Genomic DNA, 13,302 nt, shown 5'->3' with positions numbered 1-13,302 from the left:
CAATTGGCGCTCGCATTACTCACTACTTAGGTGTAATAGTAAACTCAACTGAGCGACGATCCGAAGTAATCCAGCCTGATGAGGGCAGCCCCAAAAAACCAGCTTCGTATTCGAGTATTTTCCCGTTGTCTAGAGTGATTTGCACTCCATGTTGTCCTTGAAAACTTACCTTAACATATGTTCCTTCGGAAGTGCATCTAGGAAATAAGCCCGTCCCCCAAACCCCAATCGGATTACTATCACAGTTAATCACCACCTTCCTTGTAGGTATGCCTGCATATTTTCTAGCTTGAACAGTTGCGCTATATCCAGTAAAGTCCCCACCAGGTTTAGCTTTGAAGAAAGGCTTTCTCAAATTGTAATCATTTATTTTACCAGGAGTGCCAGTAAAAGAACCTAGTAGAGTTTCTTGACCCGGAGGTGTCAGACTTAATACTCCTTCAGATTCAACTATCTCATACCAACTACTACTATAATTTTTAACGGATAATAATCCATTTACGGCGCATTCAATAACTAAATCTATGAACTTAGCCGCAGGGTTGGCATCGCAGTTAACTTTTACTTCTTGAAACTCTCCTATATTTGTCGAGTTAGATAATGCCACAAGTGCTGGATCTGGTGGAATCTCTGTAACAGTGAATTGACCTATGTAAGGCCCTTTGACTATATCGCGAGTCATACTTTCACCAATCATAAAGCTGGTGTAAGTATTTTTGCCTGCATCACCCAAGGTAAGTAATAAATTACCTCCCTGACCTACTTTTTTCAAGAGGCTTTCATGCTGTTTACCCTGCAAATTAAATAATTTACCGAATAATTCACTCACAATTTTATCGCCGTCAACATCATATACAATCGCTGCAATTTGAAATATATTTGCTCGCTTTCCGAAACAATTCATTAAAGTAATAAAGGAGTTATCACCTTCTTTCTGCTTAATTAAATCTCTGTCACAATCATCTCTAAGTAAATTTGCTTTATTTAATTTAGTAGCTATTCTAATCATTTTTTCTTTAGGCGTTTCAGTTGCATTTCCCCCTATTTTATTTCCCCCTACTTTTAATTGATTAAGATCGAGCCAGGTATCAAATGCCGCAAAAGCATTTATCACTGCTACCCCCCTATTCCAACCATAAGCTCCAAATTCATACTTGCCGTTTCTGTTATACTTAATACCTGGCGACATAATTACATCGTAAGTACCAGGTTTCCAACTCCCAGTTTTAGGCTTGAGAATCTCACTAAATGGTTCACTCGGTAATTGGTTGTCTATGAACGGTAAGTTTATGTCAGTTGATAAAAATATTTCTTCGGCAACAATATCAGATTCACGGATGCCACCATTTTTGTAATCTTCTGAAGTTACCTGTTTAAAGGGAGGAAATTTCCCAGCAGGAAGAACTAATACCTGTTGGGCGACTGGAGTAGTCCCAGAAATCTTGATTCCATCTGAGGTTGATTCCAATTCTAGCCCGTGTAAAACTAGAGGTGTATCCTGACCAAGAAGTACCGAATTTCTATCTAATTGCTGGGCAATCTCATATTTAATTTTGCTGGTTCCTGATTGAGCATTGGCTGGTGGCACGAACCAATCAAACAACCCCAATTTTGAATTATCAGCAGCAACTAGATTTTTGAAGTCGCTATTAAGTTTTGATGTAGGTTGAAATTCTATTACAGTAGGTTCTTCACCAACTTCACCACTTCCAATGTTTTTGAGCATGAACTCTTTAAAAGCATTAGCACGGTCAACAGTTAAAAAAGAGCCTACCTGTACTGCCTGCTTACCTGTTTTCTCTATGGTTTTTAATAAAGCATCTTGACAAAATTTAGATGTGACTGTTTGTAGGTTACTCTCGCTGTAATCCACAAAAACAGGATACAGATTGACAGGATAGGCTTTGGGGTCTGCAGGTAATGAGTCACCGCACACGGGTTTCGGAAATTGTACTTGATCAAAAGGGTTGGCAGAATTATTTGGTTTTACTGGTGTTACTACAGGACTGGGCTTTGAAGGGGCTGTAACACTAGGAGATTTTGCAAACAGAGATTTTGCTACTGACAGAGCAATGTCAGAGGATAGATCGATCGCTTTTTCGTCTAAAATTGACAGAGACTCAGATACCAGCTTCACTAGCTCTTGAAATTGAGAATTTTTACTAACAGCTTTAAACACAGAAACACGCTGCTCGAAAGACAAGCTAGAAAATATAGGGTTCATAAACACCAAACTTCTAGCCGTTGACTCAAAGCTCAATTCAGGCTGCTCGCGTTCGCCTGGAATCACAAAATCCAGCAGCCTGATTTCATTACCAAATTTAGCTGCGACAACAGAAGTAGACTGACCTGATGGGTTCGGGATTCTGATCTTTGTGCCATTAGATTTAAGTGATTTGGCTTCAGCAAAGGTCATAACCTGACCAGCGCCTAAATCAGCTTGTCCAGATGGTGTGCTAGTAACTTTAATTTCTAATCTGGCGGTGGGAAACTCCAGTTTTTTTTCAAACAAAGTTTCCGTCATTGAACAGCTATATGTCAAGAATACACTCAGGAAAAATAGAGTCGAGATTTTTGCGAATCTTCGTACTGTGTTTAAATATTTCACTTCGCTTGCCTACAAAGTTTATATGTCACTGTCAGTTATAGTTACCTTATTTCTATAATAAAATTTCAAATTAGTCAAGTCGGAAATTAAACAACCTACTAAAGTAGGATAAAATCCTAAAAAGTAGGATAAAATCAGTACAAATCCGACATTTAGCCTACCTATGGACGCTCAGGAAATCTTAAATTTGGCCGATGACTTAGTTTTTGCCAATACGGGAAAACACTTAGAACCTCTACAACACTCTATACTTCGTAATGCTTGGCAAGGTCAGAAATACTCAAAAATAGCAGATGAATTTCACTGTACGGAAGGTCACGTCAAGGATGTTGCATCGGAATTATGGCAGCTATTTTCCAAAATATTAGGCGAAGAAGTCAATAAAGCAAATTTTAGAGTCAGATTGGAGGAAGTAAAATTCTCAAATCTCTGGAACTTTAATAAAGACTTTGTACACATTGGTAACGTCAACTTCTGTGAAAATAATTCACAGTCCCTAAAAGTCCCCAATTCACCAACCGATGAAGAACCTCTAAACAAAGGCAACACTGAACCAAAATTGCGTCAATTCTTAGCTGAAATGCCTAAGTCTGGCATTTTTTACGATCGCACATCCGAACTCACCACCCTCAAACAGTGGATTTTACAAGAAAACACCCGCCTACTCTCCATACACGGCATAATCGGCATTGGCAAAACCGCACTCGCCGTACACCTAGTAGAACAAATCAAACATGAATTTGATTTCATCATCTGGCGAAGTCTCGCCACATTTCCACCCCTGTCAATACTTCAAACAAGTATCATTCAATGTTTCAGTTGGGGCTGCGCCCCCGTGCCAGCTTCAAATGCCGACGGCGTGGTTGTCCCAGAGAATGGGGCAACCACGGGGGGATTGCCCCTACTGAACTACTTGCAAAAATACCGCTGTCTGCTGATACTCGATGACGTACAAATGATAAATAGCAGCGGACAACTCGCTGGTATTTACCAACCTGGATATGAAGATTACGGCACACTCTTCAAACAGGTAGGAGAATTATCTCACAATAGTTGTTTAGTGTTGCTCAGTTCGGAAAAGCCTAGAGAAATCGCCGCATTAGAAGGCAAAAATCAGCCAATTCGCTCATTGCAACTGAATGGTTTAGGTGCTGAAGCGGGGGAAATCCTTAGAGAAAAAGGTTTAACTGAAGATGCAAAATTGTCAGAACTAATTGAACAATACAGAGGCAATCCCTTGTGGTTAAAAATAGTTGCGACAATGATTCAAGATTTATTTAACGGCAGCCTATCGGAATTTTTGTCTGAGGATACACTATTTTTAGGTGATTTAGAATCTTTACTGCATCAGCCATTTAATCGCTTATCCGAGTCGGAGAAACAGGTAATGTCATGGCTAGCGAGTGAAACCGCGCCAGTTTCCATCTCAAAAGTGCCAGAGAATCTGCAATTATCTCGATCGCAATTTTTGAAAGTTATGCAATCCTTGGGGCGGCGTTCATTAGTTGAAAAAATCCAGGAGGGCGAGCGCACATTTTTTACCCTTGAACCGGTACTAAAAGAGTATGTCAAAACTAACTATTCCCGCCCAAACATAGAAAAAGAAGCCCGATCGCCCTTTTCGTAAAATTGGGGTTTTAGCCGTTCGCACTTAAGTTTGATAGAATTAGGTATCTGCAAAACATCTGAACGATCGCTAAATGCACGTTATCAGCCGCAAAAAATTAAGAGACTACTGCCAAAATCATGCTGATTCCTGCGAAGCCCTCGATGATTGGTACAAGATTGCTAGTCAAGCCAACTGGACTAAACTTATTGATGTTCAAACTATGTATCCTCAAGCTGAAGCAGTTGGAAATTTTACAATTTTCAATGTCAAAGGAAATAAATATCGCTTAATCGTAAGTCTTAACTATTAAAAGCAGATTGTGTATATCAAGTACATTTTGACTCATGCAGAATATGACAAAGACAACTGGAAAAATGACCCTTACTTTTGACTCCGACAGGTACAGCAGCCTGCTCTCTCAGTATCAACCTCGAATCATCAAAAATGAAGATGAAAACGAAACTTTTTTAGAAATAGTTGAAAACTTGCTCTCTCGGGAAAATCTAACTTCCGAAGAAGATATTCTGTTAGAACTTTTAGTCAAACTAATTGAGGATTATGAAGAAACTCACTATCAACTGAATGCTTCAACTCCCCACTCAAGACTTCTTCATTTGATGGATGCTAGAAGTTTAAAACTAGCAGATTTAGTAGAAATTATTGGCACAGTTGAGACGGTAACTGAACTCGTTAACGGTCAGCTAGAAATTAGCAAAAAACAAGCTGAGGCTTTGGGAAAATTTTTTCATGTAAATCCGGGTTTGTTTCTGTTTGATTAATTGTAAACCATTATATAATACGTTGAAACTTGTTACGATCGCCCTTTATCCCCCTATCATGCTTCAAATCCGCCGCCGTCCCCCCAGCACATCAGTCTCCGTACTCTACCTCAGCTACCAAATCGCCGTACCCGACGCCGAGCCCCAGCACATCCTCGAAGAAATCGTCTGGCAAAAAGAAGCTGAAGTGGCCCAAAAGCGCGATCGCACTCCCTTATCCGAACTTCACAAAAAACTCCCCTTTGCACCGCCTACTCGCGACTTTCTTGCCGCCCTTAAAAACGGCAAAACCACACCCGCTATCATCGCCGAAGTCAAAAAAGCTTCCCCTAGCAAAGGAGTAATTCGCGAAGATTTCGACCCAGTGGCGATCGCCCTAGCTTACCAACAAAACGGCGCTAGCTGCATCTCCGTACTCACCGATGAAAAGTTCTTTCAAGGCAGCTTTGAAAACCTAGCTAAAATCCGTACCGCCGTCGATTTACCCCTGCTTTGCAAAGAGTTTATTATCTATCCCTACCAAATCTATCTCGCCCGCATTCACGGCGCTGATGCTGTTTTGTTAATCGCCGCTATTCTATCTGACAAAGACTTACAATATTTTGTCAAAATTGTCAAGACTCTGGGCATGACAGCTTTAATAGAAGTTCACACTCTCGAAGAACTCGATCGAGTATTAACCCTAGAAGGCGTCAACCTGATCGGTATCAACAACCGCAACCTAGCAGACTTTTCCGTCAGCCTAGAAACCACCAGCCAACTATTAGCCTCGCGCCAAACCGAAATCCAAGCAAAAGGCATCCTCATCGTCAGCGAGTCAGGAATCCACACTCCCGACGACCTAACTCAACTTGCCAGCGCCGGAGCAGAAGCCGTCCTCATCGGCGAATCTCTGGTCAAACAGCCCGATCCAGGCGCCGCTTTAGCCTCCCTTGTGGAAGCCCATCCGGGTCTGTGAAAGGCGAGACCGCTTGACAAATCCCCCTTAATTCTGATAAAAAGTGATTAAGTAGGTAAATAATGAGAATTTCTAGCCTGCATCGACTCAAGCGCTACTGTAAAAAAGAAATAGCACTCAAAGCTACATGGCATAGAAATATTTTGCCAGAAAGCAATTAAATCTATTCTGTAAGCCTGTCGATCGCAAGATTTAGCGTGTCCAACGCACCCAGCCCCGAATATTCGATCGGCAAAGCAGGGGTTTTTGTACGGTGAGAAAACAAATAAAAAATCGGGCATCTAATGTTCACCTGTGATGCCTCATGCAATTGCAATGGGGTGTCGGTTCGCTGAGGTATGTTAGCTTTCATGGAGCCAATCCCCCTTCCTTCGTACATTCATTATGAATTGCTACTTCAATTGTTAGAACGCAAAACAATGTTTGCTGTCAGTCCACAATCGCCGCAGCAGCAACAAGTTCACCAACTTATTATTACCCTGCGCAAAGCCCTTGCCATTCAAAAGCAATTAGAACAAAGCTGCGAGCGATCGAACTTAGCGGTAGAACACCGCTGGTCTCTAAATGAAATTAACCACAAGGGAGTTAAAAGTTAAAAAACTTAGAGTAGCGACGTGACGTATCGTATTTGATTTATTCTATATAACTCCCACAGGAAAAGTTAGGACAATATCATGGACAACAAATTAATGCTGATGATTCCCGGCCCGACGCCGGTGCCGGAAGCGGCATTGTTAGCGATGGCAAAACACCCGATGGGCCACCGCAGCAAGGAATTTGACGCGATTTTTGCAGATTGTACCGAAAATCTCAAATGGTTGCACCAAACCAGCAGCGACGTGCTGAGTTTAACCGTTTCCGGTACCGGGGCGATGGAAGCTGGGATAATTAATTTCCTGAGTGGGGGCGATCGAGTTTTAGTCGGTACTAACGGCAAATTTGGTGAACGCTGGGCTGAAGTTGCCGAAGCTTACGGTTTAAACGCCGAAATTATTAAAGCTGAGTGGGGCCAACCTTTAAACCCCGAACACTTCCGCGAAAAACTCGAAGCAGATACAGAGAAGCAAATCAAAGCTGTCATCATCACCCACTCGGAAACCTCCACCGGTGTCCTCAACGACCTCGAAACCATCAACCGCCACGTTAAAGCCCACGGTGAAGCTTTAATTATGGTCGATGCTGTCACTAGCTTAGGGGCTGTCAATATTCCGATGGACGCTTGGGGCATCGATGTCATTGCTTCGGGTTCTCAGAAAGCTTACATGATTCCCCCGGGTTTGGGTTTTGTGGCCGTTAGTCCCAAAGCTTGGGAAGCTTACAAAACTGCGAAACTGCCCCGCTATTATTTAGATTTGGGCAAATACCGCAAAGAAGCTGCCAAAAATACCACTCCTTTTACTCCGCCGGTCAATATGTTTTTTGCACTGCAAGTAACATTGCAGATGATGAAAGCCGAAGGATTAGAAAACGTTTTCGCCCGGCACAAACGGTTGATGACAATTACTCGCGCTGCTGTAAAAGCTTTAGGTTTGCCCTTGTTTGCCGCTGACGATGCCGCCAGCCCTGCGATTACCTCGGTTATGCCACCAGAATCGGTAGATGCTCAAAAAGTGCGGACGTTGATGAGAAAAAGATTTGACATTGCTCTCGCCGACGGACAAGACCATTTGAAAGGTAAAATCTTCCGAATCGGCCATTTGGGCTTTGTGTCCGATCGCGATATCCTAGCAGCAATTTCCTCTTTAGAGGCGGTGTTGCGAGAATTGGGCCATGAAGGCTATACTCCTGGTGCCGGCGTTGCCGCTGCTGCCAAATTCTTGGCTGAATCCTAATCTCAGTTGTTAAAGGATTTTGGATTTTGGATTGTCTCTAAAATCTAAAATCCTTTTAATATGCTTCGGATAACCAATCAAAGATTTTATCCAACTGTTCGAGAGTGACTAAACCGTATTGCCACAGAACCATCGGCAAGGAATTCGGGTCTTTATCGCGCTGGCGCTGTTTGTCACCGCCACGTTCGGCGACAGCAATTGACGCGGGAGAAATTGCCAAATCTTCTTGTAAAAATCGAATTAATCGAGTGTATGTAGCGGATGCCATCTGATTTCACCTCTAAGTATAGGACACCATTTTCTAATGGGAACCTGATGTTTTGTGATTAGTAATAAGCCAGTTTTAAATCTGTCTTGTAACCGTAGATAACTGTTTTAACAGTATTGGCAGTTGAAACTGCCAAATGTAATGCTGAGTGCGACTATAAAGCCAACCTTTTCCAAAAAGCTAAAGGTTTTGCACTTTTGCTGCTGCCAGCGCGATCGAATCTAAACTGAATACCTCGGCATCTTTGCAGCGCGAATCGGAATAAATTCTGCTACCTAAAACTAATAAACCAGGTTCAGAGTTTAACTTCATCTGCCCAAATGCAGAATCCGCAAATCTACTTCCGAAACATTGGTTAGATATTTCGATCCAACCCCAACCTGCTACCAGAAGTTAACTTTGCCAAATAACTAGGCTTGTAGCATTTTACTTCCGATAGGTTTAGTAGATTTAGCTCGAAGTTCAGAAGTCCCAGAGAATTTCTTTTCGTGCTGCTACCTCTTGAGGCTGAGTATCGTCTCTCAGGATTGGTAACGAATCGCTGACTCGTCTCATACCCGCGACCAACTATCTACAGCTTCCGCAAACAAGCTCAACTCCAGACTGGCTGAGATCGACATCGTAGCAAATCTGTTGGTGTTTGTATTGAATTTTACATTAAAGTTTTAACAAATTTAATCAATTTTTGTAAAGTTTCTAAATTTTATTCGGTATTCCGAAGGCAGGCGGATCTCTGGGGGATTGTGTTTGTGTGCAGGTTTTACTAGAACAACAGTTTGGACATTTTTTGATTGCCAACCGGAGAATAAGGGTTTCAGACTACAACCTCAAAACTTAGTTCGCTGAGGCAGGTTGACCTCAGAAACCGGGTTTCTAGGAAATTTTGGGTTGAGTAACGACAAATATCGCAAGAAACCAGGTTTCTAGCCCCTATACAATCGCCAACTGAAACAATCCGTAGTTTTACTGGAAAAACTCGATTTCAATACGATCGCCCACTTTGACACCGAGTTCAGCAGCTCGCCCGCCCCGGAGTTCAATAACTCGATCGACAACAGTGTTGGGCCCGTAGGTAGGACAAGGATCGGCAGTACAAGGAGGTGCAGAAACTTCGATCGCCTCAACCACCCCATTCCGCAGAAAAATCATATCCAGAGAAATCTTGCAATTTTTCATCCAAAAATTGACCTGCCGCGCCGATTTAAACTCAAACAGCATTCCTCTGTCATCCGGCAAAGAAGTTCTGTACATTAAACCCATAGCCTGTTGTTCCACTGTTTTCGCCACTTCGAGTTCAATCCTCTTCGAGGGCTCCGCTGACGGGCGATCGGCTATCCGAGCTCTAGCAGAAACAGGCAGCACTTGACCCGATGTTGTCGCCGTCGGAGACTGCGACGCCAAAATACCAGTAGCACCAGTATTCGCAACAGGTAAAGTCGGCGAACATCCCAGCAAAAATAGAATTACCGCAATACTCAGCAAATTACCTAAATAATTCATAATGATTTTAGATTTTAGATTTTAGATTTTAGATTGGGAATTGGCAATTGGACATAGGAACCAACTGTCAACTCTCAACTGTCAACTGTCAACTGACTGCTTCAAGATTCGCGCATCACGTAGCCAACACCGCGCACCGTCTGAATCAAGCGCTTTTCGCCCTCATCTTCGATCTTGAGGCGCAGATAGCGGATGTAAACCTCAATCACATTCGACTCGCCCAAAAAGTCGTAACCCCAAACATTTTCCAGAATTTGTTCCCGAGTCAAAACCTCGCGGGGATGTTCCATCAAATACTTTAGCAGCTCAAATTCCTTCATCGTCAGGTCGATCGCCCGTCCGTTGCGCAGGGCCCGCCTAGAGGCTAAATCCAAAACTAAATCGCCAAACCTCAATTGTTCGTTGCTGGTGTTATCCGGCTGCAAATACAAGCGCACCAACTGCAAAAACTCCTCAGTGCGGTAAGGTTTGAGAAAATAATCATCCGCGCCAGCTTCCAGACAAGCTACGCGATCGTCAACTGTATCGCGACCGACCAATAGCAGTACCGGCACCCGATTGCCAATACTTCTGAGGTAAGAACACAGTGACAGCCCCGACTCAGGGCCAAGTATCCGATCGATTACAATCAAAGCTGGCTGCAATTCATGGGCTAAATGTTGGCCGGTGGCGGTATTAGAAGCCACTACCGGTTCGTAGCCGGAGGATTTTAAGTCGAGACTCAAGTGTCCGGCGAGAACTTCGTCTGTTTCAACTAGCAGGACACAGGGATTGCGATCGAGAGTAATTGCAGCCATTGAATTGACCGGTGGAGACCATAACTGTTCTAGCACGTTTGATGGCCGTTGGTTGTTGGCTGTTGAGTGTTGGCTGTTGAGTGTTGGCTGTTAGCTGTTGTTTGTTGGCCGTTGACTGTTGTTATTAGACTTCTCCTAAAAAGCAGATTTTGAACAGGCCTCCTGCCTGTTCCACGATAATTATGGGAGATGTCTATTCGTTATGGGTTATTTGCGAGTTGCTACCCATTACCCATTCCCAATTCTATAAGGCCCCATGGCCCATGCCCCATGCCCAATTCCCAATTTAAATTATGACCATCATCGTATTCGGCAGTATCAACATCGACCTAGCAGCAAAAACTCCCCGGTTGCCGCAGCCGGGCGAAACAATCATCGGTAGCAATTTTTTCACGGCCGGCGGCGGCAAAGGAGCAAATCAAGCTGTCGCCTCCGCCCGTCTCGGCATTTCCACCCACATCATCGGCCGCGTCGGCAAAGATAAATTTGCTGAAGAATTATTGACAAATTTACAATCTTATGGGGTAAATACAGACAATGTATTAATCGACCAAAACACTCATTCAGGAGTGGCAATTATCGCCGTAGACGAGACAGGTCAAAATAATATTATTGTGATTCCGGGTGCGAATAACAATGTCGGTGAAGCAGATCTAGAACGTCTCAAAAAACTCTTAACAGCAGCTACATCCTTACTGTTACAGTTAGAAATTCCCCTGGAAGTTGTCCAAAAAGCTGCGAAAGCTGCTCGTGAAGCGGGGGTGCGAGTTATTCTCGATCCAGCACCGGCTAGGGCGGATTTGCCGATCGAACTTTATCCGCTAATTGACATTATCACGCCGAATGAAGTGGAAGCCAGCCAGTTAGTGGGTTTTCGGGTGAATGACACGGAAACAGCGATTGTAGCTGCCAAACACTTGCAGGAGCGCGGTGTCAAGAATGTTATTGTCAAATTGGGCGATCGCGGGGCTGTGGCTGTTACGGCGGATGAAACCTTTTTTGTACCCGCTTTTGCTGTGGAGGCGATCGACACTGTGGCTGCTGGCGATGCTTTTAACGGCGGGTTGGCCTCTGCATTAGATGCCGGTCTGTCCTTGTCAGAGGCGGTGCGGTGGGGCGCAGCAGCGGGCGCTCTGTGCACAACTAAAGTGGGTGCTCAAGGTGCTATGCCAGAGCGCGCAACTTTTGAGAAATTTTTGCATAATTTAATTTGAATTTGTCAGGTGCGTATTAGTTGAATTTGTCAGGTGCGGAAGGCGCACCCTACTTTGACTTGTAAAGCGCGCATTAGTTGAATTTGTAACTTGTCAGGTGCGGAAGGCGCACCCTACTTTAACGATTTTTATTTAATCGTCGTCTTTGAATTCTTTGGCTAGGCGATCGAGTCGATCGTTATTTTCTTTCGCAAACATGACCAGCAAGCTAACAATATTTGTTGTTAAGCCGCTAGTCGCGGTAATTGTTCCTTCTGGAACTTTGCCAAAAAACAACAATCCGATGCATAAAATATTGACAAAATTGCTGGCAATGATGAATGCAAGAGTTGCGTTAGAAATCCAACGCCCTTGACGCCGACCGTCTTGAATAATCTTGCGATCGAGCTTGGCAGAATCATCGGAGGATGGTGCTTGCTTGGGATGTAATTTATTGTCCGACATAGGTGTAAATTCAACGCTACTATTCTATTAAAAATCAAGCAAGGTTGAGTTCAGAGTCGAGTGAGGTTGACTTGTTGGTTGACTTGTAGTTGAGATTAAATCTATAATTCGGATGAGTAATTTTCTGTAGAGGCATCATGGGGCGATCGCTCAAAGTTTCTCCAGGGTGTATCGAACAACTCAAATCGGCCTTAGGACGCAACGGCTTTCCGAGTCAGAAGGCTTTGGCTGAAGAATTGGGCATTGGGCTATCCACAGTCAAGAACTTTCTTGTGGGTAAACCTGTTGATTATATAAATTTTCTGGAAATTAGCGAAAGATTGGGGTATGAATGGAGAAATATCGCGCATCAAGACGAAACTATCCCTAAGCAAATCTTTGAGGAAACCTCCGCTTTCATCACTGGCACTCCCATCACCCATCCGCGCTACTTTTTCGGGCGGCAGAAGGAACTAAAACGCCTATTCGACTTACTGAAACGCCGTCCCCTGCAAAATGCTGCGATTATCGGCAAGAGGCGCAGTGGCAAGACTTCTTTGCTGCAATACTTGAAAAATATTACCACCACCCCAACAGAACAGTTGCGCCGCGGTCAAAAATCTGACTGGTTGCCCTCTCCAGAAAACTATCGTTGGATTTTCGTAGATTTTCAAGATGCGCGACGGCAGAGTCGGGAAGGGCTGCTGCGCTACATTTTAGAATGCCTAAAAATGTCAGTACCTAACCCTTGCGACTTAGATAGATTTATGGATGCGGTTAGCAGTAATTTACGTCACCCTACAGTCATCCTATTAGATGAAATTGGCGCAGGATTGCAACGCTGTCCCGAATTAGATGATGGGTTTTGGGAGAGTTTACGCTCTTTGGCAACAAACCAAACCAATGGGAATTTAGGCTTTGTCTTGGCAACTCCAGACTCGCCGATCGAATTAGCGCGTAGCACCGGACATAGTTCGCCTTTTTTCAATATTTTTGGATATACCACAACTCTGGGTGCTTTGACTGAAGCTGAAGCGCGCGAGTTGATAGCCAGTTCGCCCATGCCTTTTCCGGCTGAGGATGTCGAGTGGATTTTGACTCAAAGTAAATGCTGGCCTCTGCTGCTGCAAATTCTTTGTCGAGAACGATTATTTAGTCTGGAAGAGGGGAAAATGGGGGATAAGTGGCGTGAAGAAGGGTTACAACAGATGCAGCCCTTCACTCATTTATTTGAGAAATTTGTCTAGCGATCGTTATATTTATGAAACTACTCAAAATTAAGTACGTAAAGCTATTTGATAGCCAGCCCTCGCA

At 43.6% G+C, this 13,302-nt stretch carries 15 protein-coding genes; 8 read left to right on the top strand and 7 right to left on the bottom strand.

Annotated features, from left to right (window positions below; translation table 11 throughout):
* Nucleotides 1–22: 22 nt before the first annotated feature.
* Nucleotides 23–2,524, bottom strand: a complete 2,502-nt coding sequence (locus QUA54_RS13200; RefSeq protein WP_333414990.1) for a hypothetical protein — start codon at nucleotides 2,522–2,524, stop codon at nucleotides 23–25.
* Nucleotides 2,525–2,771: 247 nt separating this feature from the next.
* Between QUA54_RS13200 and QUA54_RS13195 the strand changes: the two genes are divergently transcribed.
* The 4 genes from QUA54_RS13195 (at nucleotide 2,772) to trpC (ending at nucleotide 5,954) form a co-directional block, all read left to right on the top strand.
* The gene (locus QUA54_RS13195; RefSeq protein ID WP_333414989.1) at nucleotides 2,772–4,235 is read left to right on the top strand and encodes an NB-ARC domain-containing protein; all 1,464 of its coding nucleotides are present in this window, start codon (nucleotides 2,772–2,774) and stop codon (nucleotides 4,233–4,235) included.
* A gap of 73 nt (nucleotides 4,236–4,308) precedes the next feature.
* The gene (locus QUA54_RS13190; RefSeq protein ID WP_333414988.1) at nucleotides 4,309–4,527 is read left to right on the top strand and encodes a type II toxin-antitoxin system HigB family toxin; all 219 of its coding nucleotides are present in this window, start codon (nucleotides 4,309–4,311) and stop codon (nucleotides 4,525–4,527) included.
* Between the two features lie 43 nt (nucleotides 4,528–4,570).
* Nucleotides 4,571–4,996 carry a transcriptional regulator gene (locus tag QUA54_RS13185; protein WP_333414987.1) on the top strand — a complete coding sequence of 142 codons (426 nt, stop codon included), beginning with the start codon at nucleotides 4,571–4,573 and terminating at the stop codon, nucleotides 4,994–4,996.
* A 58-nt stretch (nucleotides 4,997–5,054) separates the two neighbouring features.
* Nucleotides 5,055–5,954 carry an indole-3-glycerol phosphate synthase TrpC gene (trpC, locus tag QUA54_RS13180; RefSeq protein ID WP_333415031.1) on the top strand — a complete coding sequence of 300 codons (900 nt, stop codon included), beginning with the start codon at nucleotides 5,055–5,057 and terminating at the stop codon, nucleotides 5,952–5,954.
* Between the two features lie 163 nt (nucleotides 5,955–6,117).
* Here the strand turns inward: trpC and QUA54_RS13175 are convergent, their stop codons facing one another.
* Nucleotides 6,118–6,306, bottom strand: a complete 189-nt coding sequence (locus QUA54_RS13175; RefSeq protein ID WP_333414986.1) for a hypothetical protein — start codon at nucleotides 6,304–6,306, stop codon at nucleotides 6,118–6,120.
* On the opposite strand from QUA54_RS13175, the gene QUA54_RS13170 reads away from it, so the two are divergent.
* Nucleotides 6,305–6,550 carry a DUF5340 domain-containing protein gene (locus QUA54_RS13170; RefSeq protein ID WP_041623669.1) on the top strand — a complete coding sequence of 82 codons (246 nt, stop codon included), beginning with the start codon at nucleotides 6,305–6,307 and terminating at the stop codon, nucleotides 6,548–6,550. The genes QUA54_RS13175 and QUA54_RS13170 overlap by 2 nt on opposite strands.
* Nucleotides 6,551–6,628: 78 nt before the next feature.
* Nucleotides 6,629–7,786 carry an alanine--glyoxylate aminotransferase family protein gene (locus QUA54_RS13165; protein ID WP_333414985.1) on the top strand — a complete coding sequence of 386 codons (1,158 nt, stop codon included), beginning with the start codon at nucleotides 6,629–6,631 and terminating at the stop codon, nucleotides 7,784–7,786.
* A 55-nt stretch (nucleotides 7,787–7,841) separates the two neighbouring features.
* Here QUA54_RS13165 and QUA54_RS13160 read toward each other — a convergent pair whose 3' ends face one another.
* The 4 genes from QUA54_RS13160 to nblR all read right to left on the bottom strand — a co-directional run bounded on the left by QUA54_RS13160 (nucleotide 7,842) and on the right by nblR (nucleotide 10,351).
* Nucleotides 7,842–8,054: a DUF2949 domain-containing protein gene (locus QUA54_RS13160; protein ID WP_172189436.1), complete on the bottom strand. Its 213-nt coding sequence runs from the start codon at nucleotides 8,052–8,054 to the stop codon at nucleotides 7,842–7,844.
* Nucleotides 8,055–8,234: 180 nt separating this feature from the next.
* On the bottom strand, nucleotides 8,235–8,366 hold the full coding sequence (locus tag QUA54_RS13155) for a hypothetical protein (RefSeq protein ID WP_281363550.1): 132 nt from the start codon (nucleotides 8,364–8,366) through the stop codon (nucleotides 8,235–8,237).
* A gap of 651 nt (nucleotides 8,367–9,017) precedes the next feature.
* A complete protein-coding gene (locus QUA54_RS13150) occupies nucleotides 9,018–9,554 on the bottom strand; it encodes a DUF192 domain-containing protein (protein WP_333414984.1) in 537 nt (178 codons plus the stop codon).
* Between the two features lie 101 nt (nucleotides 9,555–9,655).
* Complete coding sequence (gene nblR, locus QUA54_RS13145; RefSeq protein ID WP_172189432.1) at nucleotides 9,656–10,351, bottom strand: response regulator transcription factor NblR; 696 nt, start codon at nucleotides 10,349–10,351, stop codon at nucleotides 9,656–9,658.
* Between the two features lie 293 nt (nucleotides 10,352–10,644).
* Here nblR and rbsK point away from each other — a divergent pair, with 293 nt between their 5' ends.
* Nucleotides 10,645–11,565: a ribokinase gene (rbsK, locus tag QUA54_RS13140; RefSeq protein WP_333414983.1), complete on the top strand. Its 921-nt coding sequence runs from the start codon at nucleotides 10,645–10,647 to the stop codon at nucleotides 11,563–11,565.
* Between the two features lie 132 nt (nucleotides 11,566–11,697).
* On the opposite strand, the gene QUA54_RS13135 is transcribed toward rbsK, so the two are convergent.
* Complete coding sequence (locus QUA54_RS13135; protein WP_333414982.1) at nucleotides 11,698–12,009, bottom strand: TRADD-N-associated membrane domain-containing protein; 312 nt, start codon at nucleotides 12,007–12,009, stop codon at nucleotides 11,698–11,700.
* Nucleotides 12,010–12,146: 137 nt separating this feature from the next.
* Here QUA54_RS13135 and QUA54_RS13130 point away from each other — a divergent pair, with 137 nt between their 5' ends.
* Nucleotides 12,147–13,235, top strand: a complete 1,089-nt coding sequence (locus QUA54_RS13130; protein ID WP_333414981.1) for an ATP-binding protein — start codon at nucleotides 12,147–12,149, stop codon at nucleotides 13,233–13,235.
* Nucleotides 13,236–13,302: the final 67 nt, after the last annotated feature.

This window comes from Microcoleus sp. MOSTC5, from assembly GCF_036701825.1.
Taxonomy (GTDB): domain Bacteria; phylum Cyanobacteriota; class Cyanobacteriia; order Cyanobacteriales; family Microcoleaceae; genus Microcoleus; species Microcoleus asticus.
Note: the sequence above shows the minus strand (reverse complement) of the source record. Positions and strands in the feature narration are given on the sequence as shown.